Source organism: Azonexus sp. IMCC34842, from assembly GCF_050368855.1.
Lineage (GTDB): Bacteria > Pseudomonadota > Gammaproteobacteria > Burkholderiales > Rhodocyclaceae > Azonexus > Azonexus denitrificans_A.
Genome location: NZ_CP178449.1, coordinates 1,309,867 through 1,331,243, shown reverse-complemented (window position 1 = coordinate 1,331,243; position 21,377 = coordinate 1,309,867). Strand labels below are relative to the sequence as shown.

Annotated in this window: 20 protein-coding genes and 2 tRNA genes; 4 read left to right on the top strand and 18 right to left on the bottom strand. The window is 59.3% G+C overall.

Features of this window, described 5'->3' with window-relative positions:
• The 11 genes from ACLIKD_RS06330 to ACLIKD_RS06280 form a co-directional block, all read right to left on the bottom strand.
• The gene (locus tag ACLIKD_RS06330) at window positions 1-1,284 is read right to left on the bottom strand and encodes an acetyl-CoA C-acetyltransferase (RefSeq protein ID WP_428827620.1); all 1,284 of its coding nucleotides are present in this window, start codon (window positions 1,282-1,284) and stop codon (window positions 1-3) included.
• The gene (locus ACLIKD_RS06325; protein ID WP_428827619.1) at window positions 1,284-3,638 is read right to left on the bottom strand and encodes an acyl-CoA dehydrogenase; all 2,355 of its coding nucleotides are present in this window, start codon (window positions 3,636-3,638) and stop codon (window positions 1,284-1,286) included. The genes ACLIKD_RS06330 and ACLIKD_RS06325 overlap by 1 nt, the downstream gene beginning before the upstream one ends.
• Before the next feature lie 53 nt (window positions 3,639-3,691).
• Window positions 3,692-4,390 (bottom strand): TetR/AcrR family transcriptional regulator, encoded by a 699-nt coding sequence (locus ACLIKD_RS06320; RefSeq protein ID WP_226419456.1) that lies wholly within the window; start codon window positions 4,388-4,390, stop codon window positions 3,692-3,694.
• Between the two features lie 75 nt (window positions 4,391-4,465).
• Window positions 4,466-7,333 (bottom strand): bifunctional diguanylate cyclase/phosphodiesterase, encoded by a 2,868-nt coding sequence (locus tag ACLIKD_RS06315; RefSeq protein ID WP_428827618.1) that lies wholly within the window; start codon window positions 7,331-7,333, stop codon window positions 4,466-4,468.
• Between the two features lie 185 nt (window positions 7,334-7,518).
• A complete protein-coding gene (locus ACLIKD_RS06310; protein WP_428827617.1) occupies window positions 7,519-8,097 on the bottom strand; it encodes a dihydrofolate reductase in 579 nt (192 codons plus the stop codon).
• Window positions 8,076-8,459, bottom strand: coding sequence for a dihydroneopterin aldolase (locus ACLIKD_RS06305; RefSeq protein WP_226419453.1), 384 nt, complete (start codon window positions 8,457-8,459; stop codon window positions 8,076-8,078). The genes ACLIKD_RS06310 and ACLIKD_RS06305 overlap by 22 nt, the downstream gene beginning before the upstream one ends.
• A 125-nt stretch (window positions 8,460-8,584) precedes the next feature.
• Window positions 8,585-8,989: a hypothetical protein gene (locus ACLIKD_RS06300; protein WP_428827616.1), complete on the bottom strand. Its 405-nt coding sequence runs from the start codon at window positions 8,987-8,989 to the stop codon at window positions 8,585-8,587.
• A gap of 41 nt (window positions 8,990-9,030) precedes the next feature.
• Window positions 9,031-9,387: a hypothetical protein gene (locus ACLIKD_RS06295; RefSeq protein WP_428827615.1), complete on the bottom strand. Its 357-nt coding sequence runs from the start codon at window positions 9,385-9,387 to the stop codon at window positions 9,031-9,033.
• 67 nt (window positions 9,388-9,454) lie between these two features.
• Window positions 9,455-9,547: transfer RNA gene (locus tag ACLIKD_RS06290), tRNA-Ser, on the bottom strand.
• 56 nt (window positions 9,548-9,603) lie between these two features.
• Window positions 9,604-10,824: an aspartate kinase gene (locus ACLIKD_RS06285; RefSeq protein WP_226419450.1), complete on the bottom strand. Its 1,221-nt coding sequence runs from the start codon at window positions 10,822-10,824 to the stop codon at window positions 9,604-9,606.
• An 85-nt stretch (window positions 10,825-10,909) separates the two neighbouring features.
• Complete coding sequence (locus ACLIKD_RS06280; RefSeq protein WP_428827614.1) at window positions 10,910-11,836, bottom strand: histone deacetylase family protein; 927 nt, start codon at window positions 11,834-11,836, stop codon at window positions 10,910-10,912.
• Window positions 11,837-11,956: 120 nt separating this feature from the next.
• Between ACLIKD_RS06280 and ACLIKD_RS06275 the strand changes: the two genes are divergently transcribed.
• Genes ACLIKD_RS06275 through mltB form a run of 4 tightly spaced genes read left to right on the top strand, consistent with a single transcriptional unit; the run spans window position 11,957 to window position 16,827 of the window.
• Complete coding sequence (locus ACLIKD_RS06275; RefSeq protein ID WP_428827613.1) at window positions 11,957-12,904, top strand: AAA family ATPase; 948 nt, start codon at window positions 11,957-11,959, stop codon at window positions 12,902-12,904.
• Window positions 12,905-12,911: 7 nt separating this feature from the next.
• Entirely contained in the window at window positions 12,912-13,865 is a 954-nt protein-coding gene (locus ACLIKD_RS06270) for a DUF58 domain-containing protein (protein WP_428827612.1), read from the top strand.
• Window positions 13,862-15,799, top strand: a complete 1,938-nt coding sequence (locus ACLIKD_RS06265; protein ID WP_428827611.1) for a transglutaminase TgpA family protein — start codon at window positions 13,862-13,864, stop codon at window positions 15,797-15,799. Before ACLIKD_RS06270 ends, ACLIKD_RS06265 begins: the two co-directional genes overlap by 4 nt.
• 5 nt (window positions 15,800-15,804) lie before the next feature.
• The gene (gene mltB / locus ACLIKD_RS06260; protein ID WP_428827610.1) at window positions 15,805-16,827 is read left to right on the top strand and encodes a lytic murein transglycosylase B; all 1,023 of its coding nucleotides are present in this window, start codon (window positions 15,805-15,807) and stop codon (window positions 16,825-16,827) included.
• A gap of 60 nt (window positions 16,828-16,887) precedes the next feature.
• Here mltB and rpoS read toward each other — a convergent pair whose 3' ends face one another.
• The 7 genes from rpoS to ACLIKD_RS06225 form a co-directional block, all read right to left on the bottom strand.
• Entirely contained in the window at window positions 16,888-17,820 is a 933-nt protein-coding gene (gene rpoS / locus ACLIKD_RS06255; RefSeq protein ID WP_428827609.1) for an RNA polymerase sigma factor RpoS, read from the bottom strand.
• On the bottom strand, window positions 17,817-18,740 hold the full coding sequence (locus ACLIKD_RS06250; protein ID WP_428827608.1) for a peptidoglycan DD-metalloendopeptidase family protein: 924 nt from the start codon (window positions 18,738-18,740) through the stop codon (window positions 17,817-17,819). Before ACLIKD_RS06250 ends, rpoS begins: the two co-directional genes overlap by 4 nt.
• Window positions 18,737-19,342 (bottom strand): protein-L-isoaspartate(D-aspartate) O-methyltransferase, encoded by a 606-nt coding sequence (locus tag ACLIKD_RS06245; protein ID WP_428827607.1) that lies wholly within the window; start codon window positions 19,340-19,342, stop codon window positions 18,737-18,739. Before ACLIKD_RS06245 ends, ACLIKD_RS06250 begins: the two co-directional genes overlap by 4 nt.
• A gap of 53 nt (window positions 19,343-19,395) precedes the next feature.
• Complete coding sequence (surE, locus tag ACLIKD_RS06240; RefSeq protein ID WP_428827606.1) at window positions 19,396-20,136, bottom strand: 5'/3'-nucleotidase SurE; 741 nt, start codon at window positions 20,134-20,136, stop codon at window positions 19,396-19,398.
• Between the two features lie 3 nt (window positions 20,137-20,139).
• A complete protein-coding gene (locus ACLIKD_RS06235) occupies window positions 20,140-20,457 on the bottom strand; it encodes an H-NS family nucleoid-associated regulatory protein (protein WP_428827605.1) in 318 nt (105 codons plus the stop codon).
• 290 nt (window positions 20,458-20,747) lie between these two features.
• Window positions 20,748-21,149 carry a hypothetical protein gene (locus tag ACLIKD_RS06230; RefSeq protein WP_428827604.1) on the bottom strand — a complete coding sequence of 134 codons (402 nt, stop codon included), beginning with the start codon at window positions 21,147-21,149 and terminating at the stop codon, window positions 20,748-20,750.
• Between the two features lie 146 nt (window positions 21,150-21,295).
• Window positions 21,296-21,372 (bottom strand) — tRNA-Pro (locus tag ACLIKD_RS06225).
• Between the last annotated feature and the right edge of the window lie 5 nt (window positions 21,373-21,377).

Here is a 21,377-nt window from a genome sequence, read left to right as displayed (position 1 = left end):
TCAGCCTTCGGCTTCGACCAGCATGGCGCCGCCCAGGCCGCCACCGATACAGATGGTCGCGATGCCGCGCCTGGCCTTTTGCCGGCGCAGGACGTGCAGCAGATGCAGCACGATGCGCGCCCCGGAGGCGCCGACCGGATGACCGATGGCCACCGCCCCGCCATCGACATTCAGCTTGTTCTCGTCGATGGCGCCGAGTGCCGCCGGCAGGCCAAGCTGCTCGCGACAGTACTCGTCGGATTGCCAGGCCGCTTGGCAGCCCATGACCTGGGCGGCGAAAGCCTCGTTCAGTTCCCAGGCGTCGATATCGTTCAGCCCCAGGCCGTGGCGCTGCAGGATGGGCGTCGAGGCATGCACCGGGCCGAGGCCCATCTGCGCAGGATCGAGGCCGGACCACTGGCTATCGACGATTTTGCCGAGCGGCTTGAGATTCCATTTTTTCACTGCTTCTTCCGAAGCGAGGATCAGCCAGGCGGCACCATCGGTAATCTGCGAACTGTTGGCCGCCGTGATGTTGCCGTATTTCTTGTCGAAGAAGGGTTTCAGCTTGGCCATGCCGGCCATGCTGGCATCGGCCCGCACGCCGTCGTCCTCGGCGTAAACCTTGCCGTTGCCATCAACCAGCGGCACGATCTCGCCAAAATACCCGGCCGTACGAGCGGCCAGCGAGCGCTGGTGGCTACGCACGGCGAACGCGTCCATCTGTTGCCGATCGATGCCGAACTTCCAGGCGATGTTTTCCGCCGTCTGGCCCATCAGCAGGCCAACCACCGGGTCGGTCAAACCTTTCATCAGGCCGATGACCGGGCTGAGCAAGGCCGCCGGTTTCAGCTTGAGGAAATGACCGAGCTTCTGGCCGGCCGTCCGCATCGACATCATGCCGGCGAACCAGCGCACCATCGTGTCGGAGTACAGCAGCGGCGCTCGCGACAGGGCATCGACGCCGCCGGCCAGGATCAGCTCGGCACGGCCGCACTGGATGTTGGCAATCGCCGAATCGAGCGCCTGCATGCCGGAAGCGCAGTTGCGCATCACCGTCCAGCCCGGCACTTTCTCGCCGCAGCCAAGACGCAGCGCCACCATGCGGCCGATATTGGTTTCGTCTGGCGACGGCGCAGCGCAACCGAGAATGACCTCGTCGAGATCGCTCGGCAGAAAAGGCTGACGCAGCAGCAGCGCCCGCCCGGCCTGGGTCGCGAGGTCGGATGCCGCGAACGGCCCCGGCCCTTTCTGCGCCTTCAAGAACGGCGTACGGGCGCCGTCAACCACATAGATTGTTTTCATCAGGCCACCATGCGGCACTCGGCCGGCTTGTTGGCGGTAGCCACGTTGTAGTCGAAGGGAAAATCGTCGACATGTACGACGATGTCGCGCAGGTGATTGCGCCGCTTCATCAGCTCGAACTCGGCGGCATTGATCACCCCGGCCTCGAAGGCAACGATGGCAATGTCACGGACATTGGCCAGCGGGTTGTTATCGAAACGGCCGTCCTTCTCGGCGACACGGATCTTCGCCTCAACGGCCTCGGCCGCCAGCGTCGCCTTCAATGCCAGCTCGATGGCACCGATCGGTTCGTTCTCGATCAGCGGCAGGAAACATTCGGCGGTCAGCCGATCGCGGGTGGCAGACGGCGCAATCAACAGCTTGGCTACCTGGTGCCCAACTTCATCGGCCGGCACGACATACGGATGACCCCACGGGAAGATTGAACGCTGCAGGAAGGCGGCGATGAAACGGACCGGGAAGTTGGCGATGACGCCATCGAAGGCTTCCTGTGCCTTGTACATGGCATCCCAGATCGCCCAGTGGGCGAGCGGCGCATCGGCTGCCTTGCGCCCTTCGGCTTCGTAGCGTTTCAGTGTGCAGGAGATCAGATACATCTGCGACAGGATGTCGCCGAGCCGGGCCGACAACTTTTCCCGACGCTTGACGCTGCCGCCGAGCACCAGCAGCGAAATGTCGGCCATGAAAGCAAAGGCCGCCGAAAAACGCGTCAGTTGCTGGTAGTAGCGCTTCATTTCCGGCGCCGTATCGACGTTGACCACAGCAAAGTGCGAACCGGTCATGCCCAGCCATAGCGCGCGGAAACCGTTCTTGATGGTGAAGCCGATATGGCCGAACAACGCCTTGTCGAAATCGACCAGGCCCCGCTTTTGATCCGGGTTCTGCGCTGCCTGCATTTCCGGCAGCAGGAACGGATGACAGCGGATGGCCCCCTGCCCGAAGATGATCAGCGAGCGGGTCAGGATATTGGCGCCTTCGACGGTGATGCCGATCGGCACCTGCTGATAGGCACGGCCGAGGAAGTTGGAGGGGCCAAGGCAGATGCCCTTACCGCCGATGACGTCCATGCCGTCATTAACCACCTGGCGAGCCCGTTCGGTGACGTGGTACTTGGCGATGGCGGAAACCACCGACGGCTTCTCGCCGAGATCGACGGCGCCGGCCGTCATCGTGCGCACGGCGTCCATCATGTAGGTGTAGGCACCGATGCGGGTCAGCGCCTCCTCGACGCCCTCGAACTTGCCGACGGCCATCTTGAACTGCGAACGGACGCGGGCATAACCGCCAACGGCGCGCGCCGTCATCTGCGCCATGCCGGTATTGGACGACGGCAGCGAAATCGAACGGCCGGCCGCCAGGCACTCCATCAACATCCGCCAGCCGTGGCCGGCCTTTTCCGGCCCGCCGATGATGAAATCGAGCGGCATGAAAACTTCGTTGCCGCGCGTCGGGCCATTCATGAACATCGCATTGAGCGGAAAATGGCGACGCCCGGTATCGACCCCCGGATGATCGTAGGGCACCAGCGCACAAGTAATGCCGATATGCTTCTTGTTGCCAAGCATGCCATCCGGGTCATACAGGTGGAAAGCCAGGCCGAACACGGTACACACCGGGGCCAGCGTGATGTAGCGCTTATCCCAGGAAACGCGCATGCCGAGGACTTCCTTGCCCTGCCAGAGTCCCTTGCAGACGACGCCGCTATCGGGAATCGACGCGGCATCCGAACCGGCCCACGGACTGGTCAATGCGAAAGCCGGTACTTCGATGCCCTTGGCCAGACGCGGCAGGTAGTGCTGCTTCTGCTCCTCGGTGCCGTAGTGCAGCAGCAATTCGGCCGGGCCGAGCGAATTGGGTACCATCACCGATACCGACAGCGCCGACGAGCGCGTCGATAGTTTGGTCACCACCTGCGAATGGGCGTAGGCCGAGAATTCCAGGCCACCATACTTCTTCGGAATGATCATCCCGAGGAAGCCCTTTTCCTTAATGTAGCGCCAGGCCTCGTTCGGCAGGTCGTACAGCTCGTGTGTCACCTTCCAGTCATCAACCAGACGGCAGGCCTCTTCGCACTCGTTGTCCATGAACGACTGCTCTTCCGCCGTCAGCTTCGGCTGCGGGTAGGCATGCAGCTTCTGCCAGTCCGGCTGGCCGCGAAATAGTTCGCCTTCCCACCAGACGGTTCCGGCCTCCAGCGCATCGCGTTCGGTATCCGACATCTGCGGCAGCACCTTGCGATAGGTGGAAAAAATGGGCCGGGTGATCAGGCTTCGGCGCAATGGCCGAATCAGGATCAGCCCGGCCAAAGCCACCAGGGCGACTAACCCAAGCAGAGGGATGAGGCTGTTGAACATGTTGTTTGTCTCCTTTTATATTTTTGGTTCTGGTCGTTTATTTGCTGTCGATCCTAGGACCCAGGCTTTGCTTCCATGGCCGAAGCATCTGAAAACTGCGGTAGCGGCGCGCGCAGACCGCCGAGCAGGAAGGACATCAGGCGCGGCACCAGGCGATCCAGGCGATCGGTGGAGTCCTCTTCCTCGATTTGCCAGTCGGTGACCAGGCGCAGCGCATCGGTTCCGGCAATGGCGTAGGAAGTGGCGCCGAGCATGAAGTGAAAACGCCAGACGATTTCCGCTTTGGGCACGTCGGGCAGCGCTTTGAACAGCGCCTCCTTGTAGCGGTCCACCACCACGGCATACTCATGCGCCATGAAAGTACGAATGAACTCGGAAGGATCGGTCAGCGTACGGCCGAGCAGGCGCAGAAAGGTCATGCCGCCCCGCTTGTCGTCGTCCGCCATGCGCAGCAGCGTGCCAAAAAAGCCGTCAACGATCTGCGAAGGTTTCAGGGACTTGCCGGCCGCTTCGTGCTCCAGTGCGTTAAGCACGCGCATCCGTTCCTCGTTCAGCCAATCGAGCCGACGGCGGAACACCTCCTGCATCAGCGATTCCTTGGAGCCGAAGTGGTAATTCACTGCCGCCAGATTGACCCCGGCCTCGCTGGTGATCTGACGCATCGACGTGCCGTCGTAACCGTGCACCATGAAGAGTTGCTCGGCCGCATCGAGAATGCGCTCGCGGGTATCGACAGTTCGGACTTCAGCCATTAAAGGTTCCTATAATTCATACGTTCGTTTGAATCATAGGAAAAACACCTGATCAACGCAAGCGTTTTCTCGCGATTAGTGGTTGAGCTGTCGAATGAAGGCCATCACCTCGTCAGCCGGTACCGGCCGACTGAACAGAAAACCCTGCATCAGATCGCAGCCCCGGTCGCGCAGGTAATCGCGCTGCTGCTCGGTCTCGACGCCTTCGGCGACGATTTTCAGGCCAAGATTGTGGGCCAGTCCGATGGTCGCATCGCAGATCACCTCGCCATCGGCACTCTGTCCGATTTCTTCGACAAAGGAGCGGTCGAGCTTGAGATAATCGATCGGAAATTGCCGCAGGTAACTAAGCGAAGAATATCCGGTACCAAAATCGTCAATCGCGATGCTGGTGCCCATATCGTGCAGCATATCGAGAATGCGGATGGTTTCGGCCGGTTGGTGCATCGCCACCGACTCGGTAATTTCAAAAGCCAGCTCCGAAGCATCCAGCCCGAAAGCCTCGATTGCCCCCTTGGCCAGAATGGGCAGATTGCCATTCCGCATCTGGATGGCCGAAATATTCACACCCATCTTGATGCCATAAATACCGGCCGCCCGGAAGTCCGCCAGTTGTTTGCAGGCGGCCCAGAAAACCCATTCGCCGAGCGGCTGGATCAGCCCGGTCTCTTCGGCGATGGCGATGAACTTACCCGGCAAGAGCAACCCCTTTTCCGGATGCTGCCAGCGCACCAGCGCCTCGACGCCGGCCACCCGGCCGCTGCCAATCTCGATGACTGGCTGGAAATGCAGGCGAAACTCATCGCGCGACAAGGCCTGGCGCAGACTATGCTCGATCTTCAAGCGCTCCAGCGCAGCATCGTTCATCTTCGGATCGAAGAACTGGAAATTGTTCCGCCCCACCGATTTGGCGTGATACATCGCGGCGTCGGCATTCTTCATCAGGATTTCGCCATCATCTCCATCCATCGGAAAAATGGCGATGCCGATACTCGGCGTACTGTAAAGATCGTGCCCCTCGATCGAATAGGGATCGGCAATATTCAACACCACCTTTTCGGCAACCATGGCGACCGAATTGGTGTGATCGACACCGGCCAGCATGATCACGAACTCATCGCCGCCGAGGCGGGCCACGACATCACTGTCCCGCACGCTGTCACGGAGACGCCCGGCAACCTCGATCAGCAACTTATCGCCAAGGTGATGCCCCAGCGTATCGTTGATCACCTTGAAGCGATCAAGATCGATAAACAGCAGCGCCACCCGCGAACCATCCCGCCGGGCGGCCGCCAAGGCCTGGTCGAGCCGACCATTGAGACTAAAACGATTGAGCAGCCCGGTCAGCGCATCGTGATGCGCCATATGGTGCAATTTTGCTTCGGCCGCACGCTCCGACGAGACATCGGTAAAGTGGGCAACGTGATAGCGGATCTTCCCCGCATCGTCGCGAATGACCGATATCGACATCCATTTCGGATAAGTGGCGCCATCCTTGCGCCGATCCCATATTTCGCCCTGCCAGAATCCCCCGGTATTGATGGTCTGCCACATCGCTTCGAAATCTTGCTGCGTCGACCGCCCTGCCGAGAGAAAGCGGGGATTGCGACCGACGACATCCTCCAGCGTATAGCCGGTCAATCGGGTGAAAGCGGGGTTGACCGTTACGATATTGTTGTCTGTATCGGTAATCAGGATGGCCTCGCCGCTGAATTGAAAGGCGCTGACCAGCAGCTGCATCTGCGCCTCCATCTGATGCTGGCTGGTCACATCCTGCGCAGTGCCGATCAAACGGAGCGGTGCGCCATCCTTGCCATACTCCGTCTCGCAACACTCCTGAACATACTTGATCCGGCCATCGGGCATTAGCAGCCGGTGCTTGAAGGAGACCGGGTGATGTTCGCGCACTGAATTGTTCAGCGCGGCGTCGGCCTGGTCGCGCTCATCCGGATGGACTTTGGCGAGGAAGTCGTCATACGGCGTTCCGCCAGCTTTCGCCTCGATTTCAAAAATCCGGAAAAGTTCGTCGGAACAAGTTATCACCCTGGACGCAAGATCAAGCTCCCAACTTCCCACCTGGGCGATTCGCTGCGCCGCTTTCAACTGATCCTGATGACGGCGCAACGCTTCTGCCGCAAGCAACTCCCGCTTCTGGGCGCGAAACAGCCAGACCAGCACGACGCCCAGACAAAAGAACAACGCCAGCCCGATGCCGCCAACGTAATAGGAGCGCTGTCGCCAAGTCGCCATCACGTCGGCCTCGGACAAACCAGCCAGCACGTAAAACGGATAGCTATCGAGAACACTGTAGGCATAAATACGCTGCACGCCATCAGATTGCGCGGCAAACACCAGCACACCTTTTCGCTCGCCGCTCAATATATGCTGCATGACCGGATGCGAAGGATCGAGCACCCGGTTGATTTCAGACGGAACCGGCGGCAGGCGAACAACCAGGGCATGGTTATCGGCGCGCCGAATAGCCAAGGCCCCGGCCGCGCCGGAATGGATCATCTGAAACAGCCGCTCAAAATAACTCAACTCGATGGCAACGCTGACGACACCGAGAAAACGCCCATCCGCCGCTCGGATCGGCTGGGAAGCCACCATTGTTGGCCGCCCGGTAATACGCGAGGTGATGACTTCGGAAAAAACCACCCCGGCGCCTTTGTTATCGCGCGCCTCAATGAAATACGAACGGTCCGCCAGATTGACCTTGCTCCCGCCACCGGCGAGATAAAGGACATTGCCGTGGGCATCGATCACCCGAAAACCAGCGACCTCGGGAAACGCCAACCGGTGTCGCTCGAGCACCGCTTCGACACGGTCGCGAAAGACCGGCACAGCGTCCTTGGCGAGCGACTCGGGAGGGATGCTTTGAATCAGCTTGCCGAGATCGCCATCAACCCGGCGCAACGTCGCTTCGAGACGGGATTCAAGCAAGGCGGCCTGATTGGTGGCAAGTCCTTGCGCCTCGCTCCAAGTCTCTTTGTACCCCGACCAAAGCACGTAGCCGAGCAGCAAAAAGCCCCCCAGGGCCAACGAAAACAAAGCGACCCACAACTGCCGCCCAACGGGTACAAGTTTTTCTGGCGCTTGCCGCATGTTCGCCATCTGATCTGGAGTTATCACTGCGAGTCTGGGCGAGCAGACATCGAATTGAAATTGAAATTGAAAGCGTTCAAAGGACGGGGATTTTTCGGCGCATATTCGATGAATCGACAAAGAACATCCTGCCCCGTCTTTTTTTCGCGAAAAGTTTTACAAGTTTCGTTAATGACATCCCACTCATCCAGCGGGATATCGTCGGGAAACAAGGTATCGCCGGCAAACGGCATTTCGATGCGCGTCAGGTAGAAGCGATGGCAATACTGCCACGCGGCGGCATAAACGGACGCGCCACCAATGACGAAAACCGGCTTTCCGGTAGCAACAGCCGAGCGCAGTCCCTCCTCAACGGAATCGACGCGCTGGCAACCCTTGCGCACAACCAGACCGGCTTGGCGGCTGACGATGAAGGAGTCCTCCGGCACCACCTCCATCGATTCATACGTTGCCCGACCAATGACCAGCGCAGCTCCCGCCACCTTATGTTCGAAGTAAGCGAGTTCTTCCGGAATATCCCAAGGCAGCCAGCCGGCAAGCCCGAGCATGCCGTTACTTGCCACGGCGCCAATTGCCGCGATCAACGGTGCGTCTTGGCCCATTGCTCGCGCGTCATTGAAAGTGAAATCGCCGGCGTACCCTGACCGTTGTACACATGAGGTTTGTGCATGGAAATGAATGCCGACGTCACGATGGGCATGGCGAAAATGGCATCCATCACTTCCAGAATGCTCGACTCCAGACACTCGCAATGGTCGTTCTGCTCCAGCCGGCGAATGGCCAGAAAAATAACCTCGTAATCGACAACCTGCCGAATGTCGTGCGGATCGCTCACCGCATCGATTGGCGCCCACGCGTCGGCATGCACGACAACCGCCTGCGCCCCATGTTTTTCCAGCGGATTGCAACCCGTCCGCAATTGTATGGTGGCATCGACCGACGCGCACCAATGATTGGCTAACACAAACAAACTCCTTTTCAGCCAGGTCAATTCGACATGCCGGCAAGATACCAGAGCCCGGCGCGGCTCGCTGGCCAAAAAGAAGGGCGCTTGCGCGCCCCATTTGCACTTCCGACCACCTCAAGGAGTCAGGCCGTCACATTGACCAAGGTTCCCGTCTGCTGCCCCAAGTCATTAATCACTGGCGCTACCGACTCGGCAACCGGTTGTACAACTTTTTGCGCCGCGAGTGCCACGCCAATCTGCTCACGCAAGCCACTCAACTGGGTTTGTATCTTCCCCAATGACGCCTGCGCCGCCAAACCAAGCTTCGCGCTATTGGCCTCACTCTGCGCCTGCCCTGACTGGACTTCGAGCGAACGCGCAGTTTCCTGTGCCTGATCCGCCGCTGACTGGGCTTCGCGCGCCCTCATCTGTAGTGAACGCGCCCGTTGATCAGCCTGATCGGCACTCCGCTGCGCCTGCTGTTGCTGGATTTGTAACCAAATCCCGCTCCCTGCAGCTTGGACACCAGAGGTTGAAGTAACCGGCATCTCGCCTCCCATTGGCAGTGTACGACACCGCCAACAAACACTCAGGCAGTTACGTTAATCAACGTACCGGTACGCTGCCCTTGAACATTCGTCACCGGCTGTGGCGCCACTTCCTGTTGCGCTGCTTTCTCCTCAGCCCGCGACTGGCGCTCTTCAGCTTGCTGCATCTGCTGTGCTTGTTGAGCCTGACTCGCTTGACTACTGGGAGTAGCAGTGTAGGCACTTACATTGGAAGTCACTGATTGGATTGCCATTACAACCTCCTGAATAAGACGATTTCCTGATTTGACTTTACACCATACAGGAAAATATTCCAGCGGTAATTGCCGCAAACCGGCCACCGACAAGGCTCCCCGACTATCGCTACGCATCGTCGCGAAGTCGAAAAACCTGACCAAGCTTACCTTTACCCCTTAAAAGCAAAAAGCCCGGAATTATCCGGGCCTTAGGCTATCGTTGGGTCGCTGGCGGAGACGGAGGGATTCGAACCCTCGATGCAGGTTTTGCCCGCATGCTCCCTTAGCAGGGGAGTGCCTTCGACCTCTCGGCCACGTCTCCGGATCCAGACTTCAACGAGGCGCGGATGATATAGCCTTCGCGCCCTTTGGTCAAACTTACTGATCGAGCTCGAAAGTGCGATGCAGCACGCGCACAGCCAACTCCAGATATTTTTCGTCAAGTACGACGGAAATTTTGATCTCGGAAGTCGAGATCATCTGGATGTTGATGCCTTCATCGGCCAGCGCCTTGAACATCTTGCTGGCGACGCCCGGGTGGGAACGCATGCCGACGCCAACCGCGGAGACCTTGCAGATCTTGTTGTCGCCCCTCACCTCGCGGGCACCCAGCTTGAGCTTGACGGTCTCGAGGATCGCCTTGGCCTTGGCAAATTCGCCGCGGTTCACCGTGAAGGAGAAATCCGTAGTGCCGTCGCTACCGATGTTCTGGATGATCATGTCGACGTCGATATTGGCATCGGCAATGGCACCCAGTATCTGGTAGGCGATGCCCGGGGTGTCCGGAACACCCAGCATGGTCAGCTTGGCTTCGTCGCGATTGAAGGCGATACCGGAGATGATCGGTTGTTCCATGTTCTTGTCTTCCTCAACAGTGATCAGCGTACCTTCCCCTTCGTCCTGGAAGCTGGAAAGAACGCGCAGTTTGACCTTGTACTTGCCGGCGAATTCGACCGAGCGGATCTGCAGCACCTTGGAGCCGAGGCTGGCCATTTCCAGCATTTCCTCGAAAGTGATGGTATCGAGCTTTTTGGCCTCGGAAACGACGCGCGGATCGGTCGTATAAACGCCATCGACATCGGTGTAGATCTGGCACTCGTCGGCCTTCAGCGCTGCAGCGAGCGCCACGCCGGAGGTATCGGAACCGCCACGGCCGAGCGTCGTGATATTGCCGTCGGCATCGACCCCCTGGAAGCCAGCGACAACGACCACATTACCGGCATCGAGATCGCGCCGCATGTTGCCTTCGTCGATCGACAGGATGCGCGCCTTGGTGAAGGTACTGTCGGTCAGCACTTTGACCTGGCCGCCGGTATAGCTCTTCGCCTTGACACCGATTTCCTGGAGCGCCATGGCCAGCAGACCGATGGTGACCTGTTCGCCGGTGGACATAATCATGTCCAGCTCGCGCGGATCGGGGTTGGCCTGAATTTCCTTGGCCAGTGCGATCAGTTTGTTGGTTTCGCCGCTCATCGCCGAGAGAACCACTACTACCTGATGGCCTTGGGCCTGGAACTTGGCAACCCGTTTGGCGACATTCTTGATGCGCTCGGGATTGGCGACCGAGGTGCCACCGTATTTTTGAACAATCAACGCCATGGATTCATCCGGTTAAACGTTGGAAACATGAAAAAGAGGGCGGGATTTTACCCCACCCTCGTCGTTTTCTGACGAGAATCAGCGCTTAAAGATCGGCCAGTGCCCGCAGATGCGCGCCGACGCTGCGCGCCAGCGAAGTCATCACGTAACCGCCTTCGAGCATCGAGACGATGCGCTTGTGGCACAACTCGGCCGCCAGTTTTTTCATATGCTCGGTACACCAGGCGAAGTCCTTTTCAAGCAACTTCAGGCCACCCATATCGTCTTCATAGTGACCGTCAAAGCCGGCCGAGATGAAGATCATCTGGGGCTTGAACTCCTTGAGGCGTGGCGTCCATACCTGCTGCACAGCATCACGGAACTCATCTCCGCCGCAACCGGCAGCCAGCGGTACATTGCACATGTTGGCGGCCTGCTTGTCGGCGCCGCTGTACGGATAGAAGGGGTGCTGGAAGATGCTGCACATCAGCACCTGCTCGTCGCCGGCGAAAACGTCCTCGGTCCCGTTGCCGTGGTGCACATCGAAATCGATGATCGCGACGCGTTCCAGACCATGCACCTTGAGCGCATGACGAGCAGCGACACCGATATTGTTGAAGAAGCAGAAGCCCATCGGATTCGCCTTTTCGGCGTGATGACCGGGCGGACGAACGGCACAAAAAGCATTTTCGCATTCGCCGCTCATCACCAGATCGACCGCCATGCAACCGGCGCCGGCCGCCCGCAACGCAGCTTGCCAGGTGTGGGGATTCATCGCCGTATCGGGGTCGAGATGGACCACGCCATGCTCGGGCGAAGCACGTTTGATGCGCTCGAGGTGCGAGGCAGGATGAACCCGCAGCAGTTGCTCGAAGGTAGCAAGCGGTGCATCGTGATAGACAAAATAGGCATCGATCCCTTGGGCAATCAGGTGATCGTTGATGGCGGTAAGACGTTGCGGGGACTCGGGGTGATGCGAACCCATGTCATGTAACTGACAGTCTCTATGGGTGATGAAGGCAGTGGTTGTCACTTGTTCTCTCTCTGCGAACCGGCGCCCTGAGCGACGCACGTCGAATTGGCATTATCGTCCCATTCGCCGCGCAGCTTCAAGCATTAGAATTGGCCCCAATTGTTATCGAGGAAATCCCGCATGTTTGGCAACGCACCTGCACTTCTCTCCGGACGGCCTCGCCCATTCGACGCCGTCCTGACGCGGGCTGGCGAAATCATTCTTGGCAAGGAAAACGAAATCCGCCTAGCCTTGACCTGCCTGCTGGCCGGCGGACATTTATTGATCGAAGACCTGCCCGGCATGGGCAAGACGACACTGGCCCAAGCCCTCGCCCGTTTGCTCGGCCTGCAATTCTCGCGCATCCAGTTCACCAGCGACCTGCTGCCAGCCGACATCACCGGCGTATCGATATTCGACCGCGACAAAAGCGCCTTTCGTTTCTTGCCCGGCCCGGTCTTTGCCCAACTGGTCCTGGCCGACGAAATCAACCGCGCCACACCGAAAACCCAGAGCGCGCTGCTCGAAGCGATGGAAGAAGGCCAGGTCACGGCCGAAGGCCAGACACGCGCCCTGCCGCGCCCGTTCTTCGTCATTGCGACGCAGAATCCGGCCCACCAGATCGGCACCTTTCCGCTACCGGAATCGCAGCTCGACCGCTTTCTGATGCGCATCGAACTCGGCTACCCTGACCGCGCAGCCGAACGCGCCCTGCTCACCGCCGGCAGCCAGCGGGCGCAGGCCGAGCATTTACCGCCCTGTTTTCAGGCCGACGATCTGCCCGCCCTGCAGAAGGAGATTGCCGCCGTTCATACGGCTGGTCCGCTGATCGATTACGTACAGAATCTGATCGAAGCGACCCGGAACAATCCGAATTTCCAGCACGGCCTGTCGCCCCGCGCCGGCCTGGCCCTGCTCGCCGCCGCCCGCGCCTGGGCCTGGCTGGCCGGACGCGACATGGTTCTGCCGGATGACGTACAGGCGGTATTGCCGGCGGTCGCCCGCCACCGACTGCGCTCAGCACAAGGCAGCGGCTTCGCCAGCCTAGAAGACATCGCCACGTTGATGCGCAGCGTTGCCATTCCCTGATCCGCACGTGGGTATCGTCGCCAAGCTCAAGCAGCAACTGTTCCGCTGGCAAAGCGACGGCACGGCCCCGTTACGTCTGGGCCAGCGGCGCATCTTCATTATCCCGACGCGTGGCGGGCTACTCTTTGCGCTGGCGCTGCTCGTCATGCTCCTCGGGGCGATCAACTACACATTGGCGCTCGGCCATGCCCTGGTTTTTCTGCTTGGCGGCCTGGGCATCATCGGCATGGTCCACACCTTTCGCAACCTCCATGCCCTACTGATCAGCCCCGGGCGTTGCGAGCCGGTTTTTTGCGGTGAAACGGCGCACTTCCAGATAACCCTCGGCAACGACCGTTCGACACCGCGCCTCGCCCTGGAGCTCGAAGCCGACCCCGGCCAAGCGGTGATTGTTGCGGTCAATGCGCAGGACAGCACAAAAATCGGCATCCCGCTCAACGCCCGCCGGCGCGGCTGGCTCGAACTGCCGCGGGTCCGCCTGGCGACGCGCTACCCGCTGGGCCTTTTCGTCGCTTGGTGCTATCTGCAACCGGCCATGCGTTGCCTGGTCTACCCGGCGCCGCTGGCGAGCCCTTTGCCCCTACCCTCGCCGACACCGGCTGGCGGCGAACGTAGCGGTGACGGCGGTCAGGAAGATTTCGCCGGATTCCGCGAACGCCAGCCGGCCGACTCGCCCCGCCACGTCGCCTGGAAAGCCAGCGCCCGCGATGCCGGCGAGCGACCGTTGCTGGTCAAGCAGTTCGCAGGGGGTGGACAGGTCGAACTGCAGTTGGATTGGGTGCTGACCGACCCGGCACAGCCCGTCGAAATCCGCCTGTCGCAACTGACCGGCTGGGTCTGCGCGGCCGAAGCCGAGGGCTGCGGTTACAACCTGCGCCTGCCCGGGCTGGAAATTCCGCCGGGTTGCGGTGCGGCTCATCGCCGGCGCTGTCTTGAAGCCCTCGCCCTGTGGCAACCATGAGCACACCCGCCCGCGAAGCACTTGACCACACGGCAGTGCCCTGGCTTTTCGCGGCGGCACAGGCGACCATTGCGCCGCACTTCGTACATCAGCCACTCTGGCTCTCCAGCCTGACCGGCGTGATGCTTTGTTGGGGTGCCTGGCTGTGGTGGAGCGATCAGCGCCTGCCTGGTCGCTGGCTGTTGGTCCTGCTGGTGATCGCTGGCTGCGCCGGCATATTGATCGAATTCCGCACCCTGTTCGGGCGCGATGCCGGCGTCGCCATGCTGGTCATGTTCATGGCCATGAAGTTGCTCGAACTGAAGCGGCGGCGCGACGGCATCGTCGTCGTGACGCTCGGCTACTTTTTGCTGCTGACTCATTATCTCTATTCGCAAAGCATCCCGACCGGGCTATGGCTGCTGACCGCGATGTGGATCGTTACCGCCACGCTGATCCGCCTGCACGGCGGGCCGGCCAGCTCTTTACGCGCAACCTTGCGTTATGCCGCGCTGCTCATTGTCCAGGCGTTGCCGTTCATGCTCGTTCTCTACCTGCTTTTCCCGCGCGTCTCCGGCCCGCTCTGGGGCTTGCCGCAGGATGCCCATGCCGGCAAGACCGGCCTGTCCGACAGCATGTCGCCGGGCAGCGTCGCCCAGCTCGCGCAGAGCAGCGAAATAGCTTTTCGCGTCCGCTTCGACGACGAAATCCCGGCCAAGGACAAACTCTACTGGCGCGGCCCGGTCATGGAAAATTTCGACGGCACGACCTGGCGCCCTTTCGCCGGACGTTACCAGACCGCGCGCCTGCAAATCATCTCACCGCCAATCGGCTACGAAACCACGCTCGAGGCCCACAACCAGCGCTGGTTGCTGGCCCTTGACGCGCCCGCCGGCCTGCCGCCGGAAACGGTCCTGAACGGCGCGTTGACCGCAGCCAGTCGCCAACCGCTGACCAGCCGCCAACGCTACCGCCTCTCGGCGAGCCTCGACTATCGCTTCAACACGGTCGAAGATCCTGCCGTGCTGCAGCGCAGCCTGGCGCTGCCAGCCGGCCGCAATGAGCGAGCGCGCCAATTGGCAAAAAGCTGGCGGGAGCGCGAAGCATCGTCGGAAGCCGTAATCCGGAAAGCACTCAGCCTGTTCAGCAGCGAATTTTTCTACACGCTGCAGCCACCGTTGCTTGGCGAAAACAGCGTCGACGAATTCCTGTTCCAGACCAAGCGCGGCTTTTGCGAACACTATGCCGCCGCCTTCGTCGTACTGATGCGCAGCGCCGGCATACCAGCCCGCGTTGTCGGCGGCTACCAAGGCGGTGAGCGCAACCCGGTTGACGGCTACCTGGTAGTGCGCCAGTCCGACGCGCACGCCTGGGCCGAAGTCTGGCTTGAAGGGCGCGGCTGGGTACGCGTCGACCCAACGGCTGCGGTCTCGCCGGCCCGGATCGAAACCGGTATCGCCGAGGCACTGCCGACCGGCGAACCGTTGCCGGCCCTGATCCAGGTCCGCACGGCATGGCTGCGCACATTGCGCCATCGCTGGGAAGCCATCAACAACGCCTGGAACCAGCAGGTGCTTGGTTACGATCCACAACGCCAGCGCGAACTGCTGTCCCGCCTCGGCCTACCGGATACCGACTGGCGCAGCCTGGCGATCACACTCGGGCTGGTCAGCAGCCTGCTGCTCGCCGCCCTCACGGCCTGGACGCTTTACCAGAAACCGCATCACGACCCGGCCAGCCGACTTTGGCATAAAGCCTTGCGACATCTGCAGCGCCGACAGGTAAACTGCGCGCCTTGGGAAACGCCGCTGGCCCTGGCTCGTCGAATTCAAGACGAGCGCCCGGATCTGGCCGAACCGTTGATGCGCGTTGTCGAGGCCTACCTGCTGGCCCGCTACGGAAGCAGCCCCAACGATCTGAAAACCTTGCGCGAAGCCATCGCGCGACTACCCTGACGGAGATGAACTTGAAGCACACCCTTGGCGCCCTGCTGCTCGCCGCCCTTGCCGGACTGACCGGTGCCGCACCCAACGCCGACGATTTTGCCAGCGATCCGGTGGTCATCGCTTTTGCCCGCGATCTCGAACAACGCCATGCCTTCAATGCCGACCAATTGTTGTCCCAGTTTGCCCAAGCCCGACCCAATGCCAAAGTCCTGCAACTGATCGCGCCACCGGTATCGCCGCAGCAACGTTCCTGGGAGCGCTACCGCCCGCGCTTTCTCAATGACCGGCGAATCGATGGCGGTGTCCGCTTCTGGCAGGAGAATGAGCTGACTCTGGCGCGCGCCCGGGCACTTTATGGTGTTCCGGAGGAAATCATCGTCGCCATCATCGGCGTCGAAACCGAATATGGTCGCAACACCGGCGGTTTCCGTGTCCTCGAAGCCTTGGCCACGCTCGCTTTCCACTATCCGCGGCGAGCCGAATTTTTCCGTACCGAACTGGAGCAATTTCTGCTGCTGGCCCGCGAGAACAATCTCGAGCCACTCAGCGTCAAAGGCTCGTTCGCTGGTGCCATCGGCATTCCGCAGTTCATGCCGGGCAGCCAGCGACGCTACGCAGTGGATTTTGATGGCGACAATCGCGTCGATCTCGCCGGCAGCACCAACGATGCGATAGGCAGCGTCGCCCACTTTCTCGAACAACATGGCTGGCAGGCCGGCCAGCCGATCGCCGTTCCAGCCCGGATTGCCGGAGAGCCGGAGCGCAGCCTGCTCGAAGCCGGCCTCCAGCCGAGCCTGAAAGTTGCGGATCTGACCGAGAAGGGTATCTTTGCCGCAGTCGATCCGCGCAGCACGGTCGCCTTGATCGACCTCGTCTCGCCGGGCCGGGAAACGGAATACTGGCTCGGCTTCGACAACTTCTATGTGATCACCCGCTACAACCGTTCGAGTTTCTATGCGATGTCGGTTTTCCAGCTGGCGGAACAGATCCGCAGCCGCATGCCGGCTCCCGGGGGAACGTCCTACGGAGCGCGGTAGACATCGACTACCAGATCTTTTACCAGCCCGGCCATTTCAATAGAAACAGCCAGCAACCGGCTACAACAGCGAATCCCGTGAAATATTGCCGCGCTTGATGATCTTGCGCAGACGGTCGAGACCTTCCATCTGGATCTGGCGCACCCTTTCGCGAGTCAGACCGAGGTCCGTGGCAATGACATCGAGCGTAGCGACGTCCGCCCCGCTCAAGCCATAGCGCCGCTCGATGACCGAGCGCTGCCGCTCGGAAAGCTGCGCCAGCCAGTCATCCAGCAAGGAACCCACTTCGCTCGACTGGAGCAGGGATTCGGGGTCTCCACCGGTCTCGTCGGCAATCACTTCGGCCATCGTGTGATTGGGATCGATTTCGAGCGGTGCGTCGAGCGAGGCAATGTGCTCATTCAGCGAAAGGATGCGGCGGACGTCTTCTTCGGTCTTGTCGAGCAGCATGGCAATGCGTTCGACGGTCGAATCCCGCCGATCGGCCGATTCGAGATGACGAATGGCGCGCAGGACTATGTTGATTTCCTTGACGACATGGACCGGTAGCCGAATGGTCCGCGACTGGTTCATGATGCCGCGCTCGATGCTTTGCCGTATCCACCAGGTAGCATAGGTGGAGAAACGGAAGCCACGCTCCGGATCGAATTTTTCCAGCGCATGAATCAGACCGAGATTGCCTTCTTCGATCAGATCGAGCAAAGGAATGCCGCGATTCAGGTAATGCTTGGCGATATTCACCACCAGCCGAAGATTGTGCTCGATCATCTTCTGCCGCGCTGAAAAATCCCCGGCCCTCAGCAGGCGCGAGGTCGCCAGCTCTTCGGCCGGCGTCAGCAGCGGCTTGGCGCCAATCTCGTTGAGGTAAAGCTGGGTGACATCCTCAAGCAACTCAAGTTCGGGAGCGACAGCTTCCGGCTCGGGAACTAGGGCAGCCTCATCCGATCGAGCGTCGAACTCTCCCTCATCGAGATGTTCGTCCAGGTTGCTCATCTTTTGGGCAAATATTGCGCTGGATCGACCGGCTTGCCCTGTTTGCGTATTTCAAAGTGCAACTTCACCGAATCGGCATCGGTATTGCCCATTTCGGCAATTTTCTGGCCCCGACTTACCTGCTGGCCTTCCTTGACCAGGATTTTGCGGTTATGGGCGTACGCGGAGAGGAATGTCGCGTTGTGTTTGACGATCACCAATTCACCGTAACCGCGTAGTCCGGCACCGGCATAAACCACCTTGCCATCGCCGGCAGCCAACACCGGATCGCCAGCCTTGCCGGCAAAATCGAGCCCCTTGTTACCCGCCTCACTGTAGGGCGCCACCAGTTTTCCGGCCGTCGGCCACAACCATGGCACATCATCCGGACCAGACGCGACTGGCGGCACGGCGGTGGCTGGGTCAGGCTTGGTTTCGACACGAGTTTCCGCCGGCTTGGCAGCGGCTTCGCCGGTTGAACTCAGGCGAGCATAGGCCTCGTCGGAATAAGGCTCCTTGCCGACACGCGGCTCACGTTTGATGCTCCCGCCATGGCTAATTACAGGCGACGATGCAGCCGGCTGATCAAGCGACCGGGATTCGATCCCGGCACCGGAATCAATCGGCTTGGCGACCACCGATCCACCATTTTCCACCGGTCCCGGCGGTGCAATGCGCAGCACCTGCCCTTCCCTGATCGAGGAAGGATTCACAATATTGTTCCAGGCGGCAATATCCGTGTAAGCCTGCCCGTTATCCAGCGCAATACGATACAAGGTGTCGCCACGCTTGACCGTGTAATAACCGGGCCCGGATGGCTGAGCAGCAATAGCCGCTCTCGATTGGGCGGTCGAATTACGGTCGACCGCTGGCACCGGTTGTTGCGAAAAACAGCCGGCAAGCAGCAGACTGGGTAAAACAAGGGCTAAAACTCGAATCATTGCGTTCCTGCAAGAAGCGGGACAAACCGGACGGCATCAAGCCGTGTTTCGATGTATCCCTGAGTCGTTCGTTCAATGAAGCTAAGATACTGCTCCGTTGTCCCGACTGGCAAGACCAACCGACCGCCGAGGGCCAACTGATCAAGCAACGCCTGTGGCACCTTCGTCCCAGCGGCAGCGACTATGATACTGTCAAACGGCCCGGCTTCGGGCAAGCCGAACTGGCCATCCGCGTGCTTCAGGCGCACATTGAATTGCTGCAAGGCGCGCATGTGGGCCTTTGCCTTTTCAAGCAATGGACCGAGTCGCTCGACGGCAAAAACCTCATTGGTCAGTTGAGCCAGCACCGCCGCCTGATAACCACAGCCTGCCCCGACCTCTAGTGTCTTGCCCAGTGTCGCACGGCCGTTCAGCAAGAGCTCGATCATCCGCGCCACGACATAAGGTTGGGAAATGGTCTGCCCCATACCGAGGGGCAAGGCGGTATCCTCATAAGCCCGGGAAGCCAATGCCTCCTCAATGAAGACATGCCTGGGTACCGCCGCCATGGCGTTCAACACCGCTTCGTTGCGGATACCCTTTTCACGCAGGCGCTCAATCATGCGCGTCCGCGTGCGCTGCGAAGTCATTCCAATACCGTTCAACACGTTGACAATCACTTAATCCAATGGCGAACGGCAGGTAACTGCGCCGTATGTGTCAGGTCAATCTGCAAAGGCGTAATGGAGACGCAGCCCCGCTCCACTGCGTTGAAGTCGGTCCCCGGCCCCGCATCCGCCGCTGCACCGGCTGCGCCGACCCAATACACCGTCTCGCTGCGCGGCGAAACCATTCTGACGACCGGTTCAGCCTTATGACGACGCCCGAGACGAGTAACCTCCATCCCCTTCAATTCGGCATACGGGATATCCGGCACGTTGACATTCAACAAGACGGCTTCCTTCATCGGGTCACGAATAAAACGCTCGACCAATTCTCTGGCAACACGACCTGCCGATTCGAAGTTCTTCCCTTCAAAGCTGGTCAACGAGATCGCAATTGACGGAATGCCCAACAAAAAACCTTCGGTCGCCGCTGCCACCGTACCGGAGTAAATCGTATCGTCGCCCATATTGGCACCGTTGTTTATCCCGGAAACAATAATGTCCGGCAACCGATCGAGCATGCCGGTAACAGCCAAATGAACGCAATCGGTGGGAGTTCCATTCACAAAATGGAAGCCATTGGCCGCTTTTTTCAAAAACAACGGTCGATCCAGTGTCAGCGAATTGCTCGCGCCACTGCGATTCTGCTCCGGAGCAACAACCACGATATCACCAAGCCCGGCCAGAGCCTGGGCCAATTCCGCAAGCCCTGGCGCAAAATATCCATCGTCATTACTCAGCAGAATATTCATAATTCAAACAAGCAAGTTATCGAGACTACCGCCATTCGCCATCCAAGCTTCAACCCATTTCGGCTTGCGGCCGCGCCCTGTCCATTCCAGTTCGACATTCTCCGGATGGCGGTATTTGACTTTAACCTTATTGCCAGATGGAACCTTGACCTTGGCATCCTTGCCAATCAAATCCTCAATGGCATAACCACGTGCTTTGGCAAAGGCACGAACTTCATTAAGAATATTTATTTTCTCCTGAGCCTCACGACGCTTCAGTTCGGCTGGAATTTGTTGCTGCAAATCGCGCAACTGCGAGACGGACAAAGTGGACAGATCCATAACTACCTCCAAAGTTAATAGGGTGCCAACAATTTAATTTGTCTCAGTCTAATTATCAACAATAAAAATTAAAAAGCCGGCAAAAGCCGGTTGATAACTGCTCTCGAAGGGTAAGAACCATAACTCAGGACACTTTGCCCTTCAGAAACACGAAGTGAGAGTTCGCTTGCCCCGTCTCAAAATAACAATCTATTAGTTTGTTTACAAAACAGTTTATTAAGCTTGAACTGCCTTAATTCGAGTCGCAGTATATCATCCGCTCTCTCCCGCCACCTCAGAGCACCCGTACCCTAATTCAATTGCCTGGCTCGACGCTTCAACCAGAAGATGATTTCATCCAGATCATCATCGTCGCTAAATCGGGTAGCAAAGTCTTCGCAAGCAGACTTGTTAATAAGGGCTCTTTCAGTGAGCGCCAGATACTCTGCCAACTCAGCCGGCCTATGCAACTGCTTCACCGCAACCCTGAAGGCCTGCCGGCAAGGCACGCAATACCAAATATCATAATAAAGATCGACGAGTCCCTGGCAAGGAATAACCCGCAATAGCTCAGAAAGTGATTCAACAAATTCAGACTCGGGTCGATAAGCCATGAGGTTATCCAACTCACTCCGAACATCAGCAGATTGAATATCCATCCAAGCATCTATCGCAACGGCGATTTCCAGTCTTGTTTTCTTTCCGTCGAACACGGAGACACCTTGGGACAAATAAGACTTTGATCAGAGCGCTAGAGAGAGCGCAAGCTTGAACCGCTCCCAAATCGCTCCCCACTCATTCAAAAGCAAAAAGGCCAATCCGTAGATTGGCCTAACTGCTTTTTTCTATAACTATTTCTTGGTCGGGGCGGCGGGATTCGAACTCGCGACCCCTTGCACCCCATGCAAGTGCGCTACCAGGCTGCGCTACGCCCCGACAAG

Excerpts from the sequence above, each read along its gene's own strand:
- ACLIKD_RS06285 (WP_226419450.1), bottom strand. The coding sequence starts at position 10,824 with ATGGCGTTGATTGTTCAAAAATACGGTGGCACCTCGGTCGCCAATCCC.
- mltB (WP_428827610.1), top strand. The coding sequence starts at position 15,805 with ATGAACTTGAAGCACACCCTTGGCGCCCTGCTGCTCGCCGCCCTTGCC.
- ACLIKD_RS06300 (WP_428827616.1), bottom strand. The coding sequence starts at position 8,989 with ATGCCGGTTACTTCAACCTCTGGTGTCCAAGCTGCAGGGAGCGGGATT.
- rpoS (WP_428827609.1), bottom strand. The coding sequence starts at position 17,820 with ATGAGCAACCTGGACGAACATCTCGATGAGGGAGAGTTCGACGCTCGA.
- ACLIKD_RS06265 (WP_428827611.1), top strand. The coding sequence starts at position 13,862 with ATGAGCACACCCGCCCGCGAAGCACTTGACCACACGGCAGTGCCCTGG.
- ACLIKD_RS06325 (WP_428827619.1), bottom strand. The coding sequence starts at position 3,638 with ATGTTCAACAGCCTCATCCCTCTGCTTGGGTTAGTCGCCCTGGTGGCT.
- ACLIKD_RS06320 (WP_226419456.1), bottom strand. The coding sequence starts at position 4,390 with ATGGCTGAAGTCCGAACTGTCGATACCCGCGAGCGCATTCTCGATGCG.
- ACLIKD_RS06245 (WP_428827607.1), bottom strand. The coding sequence starts at position 19,342 with ATGATTGAGCGCCTGCGTGAAAAGGGTATCCGCAACGAAGCGGTGTTG.
- ACLIKD_RS06250 (WP_428827608.1), bottom strand. The coding sequence starts at position 18,740 with ATGATTCGAGTTTTAGCCCTTGTTTTACCCAGTCTGCTGCTTGCCGGC.
- surE (WP_428827606.1), bottom strand. The coding sequence starts at position 20,136 with ATGAATATTCTGCTGAGTAATGACGATGGATATTTTGCGCCAGGGCTT.
- ACLIKD_RS06235 (WP_428827605.1), bottom strand. The coding sequence starts at position 20,457 with ATGGATCTGTCCACTTTGTCCGTCTCGCAGTTGCGCGATTTGCAGCAA.
- ACLIKD_RS06310 (WP_428827617.1), bottom strand. The coding sequence starts at position 8,097 with ATGGGCCAAGACGCACCGTTGATCGCGGCAATTGGCGCCGTGGCAAGT.
- ACLIKD_RS06275 (WP_428827613.1), top strand. The coding sequence starts at position 11,957 with ATGTTTGGCAACGCACCTGCACTTCTCTCCGGACGGCCTCGCCCATTC.
- ACLIKD_RS06330 (WP_428827620.1), bottom strand. The coding sequence starts at position 1,284 with ATGAAAACAATCTATGTGGTTGACGGCGCCCGTACGCCGTTCTTGAAG.